Annotated in this window: 2 protein-coding genes; both read left to right on the top strand. The window is 56.3% G+C overall.

What is annotated here, in order from left to right; translation table 11 throughout:
- A partial coding sequence (locus ABJK56_RS01365) for an RHS repeat-associated core domain-containing protein (protein ID WP_347242872.1) occupies positions 1-608 on the top strand: 608 nt, incomplete at its 5' end.
- Complete coding sequence (locus tag ABJK56_RS01370; RefSeq protein ID WP_347242873.1) at positions 560-1471, top strand: hypothetical protein; 912 nt, start codon at positions 560-562, stop codon at positions 1469-1471. The genes ABJK56_RS01365 and ABJK56_RS01370, both read left to right, overlap by 49 nt.
- Positions 1472-1684 lie beyond the last annotated feature (213 nt).

Below are 1684 nucleotides of genomic sequence, written 5' to 3' on the forward strand. Positions count from 1 at the left end.
ACACCCACACGCGCTTGGTCCGCTTCGGCGCCCGGGATTACGACGCGCAGGTGGGGAGGTGGACGGCGCGAGATCCAATTAAGCTCAACGGTGGGCCGAATGTTTATGCCCATTCGATGGGAGATTTCGTTAACTTCGCGGATCCAGACGGATTACAACTTGTTGTGTATCCGCCGGTGCCTTTGGATTGTCTCATGCGGCCCGTCCCGCCGTGCTGCGAAGCAAGTCCGTGGCGGCCCTGCGGCTACTGGGCAGCGCCCGGTGGAAAAACCGTTGGGTACTGGGTCCTGTGGTACATCCAAATCCTCGAGCAGGTTGGGCCCGTCGCAGGCGCACGTGAGTGGCAGTCGGCTGAGTGGCCGATTTGCCTTTGCTGGTACCGTCGGGCGGGTGGTGTTCGTGAGGTCGTGTACCGCTACCGGTATTGTCGAACGCTCTTCTGTAGGGAGTCGTGTGGAGCACCAGCGGGGTTTTCGGGTGAGCAGTGCTACTTGGAGGTAAGTAGACGCCAACCGTTTCCGGAAATAGGTCCGCCGGAGGTCAGAGTGGAGAAGGGTTTTTGGAACGCTTCCACGGGAATGTGTACCTGCAGGGAGCCAGAAAACTAGCGGGCACATTGCGAATAGTCATGAAAGCGCTTTCGGGTCGGGTTATCGTCGCAATTGTGCTACAGGGTGCCTCCGTTATCTCCGCTGCTGAGAATTCGACAGGCGTCGTTTTGGATGTTAAGTGGGGTGCCATAGGGGCGTCACCGAAGATTGTGCGCTTTTTTCAGTTACTCCGTGAAGACCCTGGGAATATCTCGCTTCGCGCTCGCTTGGCCGATGAGTACAGTACAGAGTGGCCAGTCAGCGCCGAATTTATGCGAATGACCGTTGACTATCTCCAAGGGATGGCCAAAAGCTTCGACTCCGAAAGACTGTACGCGTCATTTTCGGGCGCGCGGTTTTGCCGAAATTACGCCCCATGGGAGATGTTATCACCCCTGGATCGGCGTGACGCAGAGCTTCTCGTCGAAGAGCTGCGATCCATTCACCGGGATTTCAGCGAGGATCTGTCTTCCTGGAGGGAACAGGAGCAACGGGTGTTGGAGCTGTTGAACCGGTTCGGGACTAACTGCGCCATTTACGTAACTCTCAGTGATATTTGGCGATTCGGTTTGCCTCTTGCCGGTCGGCGGTTTCCTGTGGCGAAGGCGGAAGCGAGCGTACGCCTTCTACTTGAACTGAGCGCCTTCCACCGTAATGGACAGGTTTCGCGGGGTCGCGCGGATCTATTGGCCATGGCTTCAGACGTCCTGAGTTTCCACGGTGACTATGTTGGCAGTTACGTTGCCCTGTGCCTTGCTCTTGATGCCGTTAAGAAAGACCCCACAAGCAGTGCTATCGAAACGCCTGAAAGCTTTCGCCATAGGTTGGAACGTGGCAAAGAGAAATTAGCCAGACGGGTTCGTAGAGTACCCAGGCATTAGAAAGGTTCTCAGAGCCAGGTGGTGGCAGGTGGCACGACAGATGGAATGTTCAATCGGATGCTTGCAGAAGAACAGGTTTCCGAGTTGTGGCTATTGTGCCAAAAAACAGAGTTTCTCGCCGTTGGCCGGTAAACCCACCAGTCGCTGGGATTTCTCGAGTGGAGCCAGCAAGACCTACCGCCTCATCAAGGACCACTTGGGCTCCGTGGTGTT

The organism is Thermogutta sp. (assembly GCF_039793925.1).
Taxonomy (GTDB): domain Bacteria; phylum Planctomycetota; class Planctomycetia; order Pirellulales; family Thermoguttaceae; genus Thermogutta.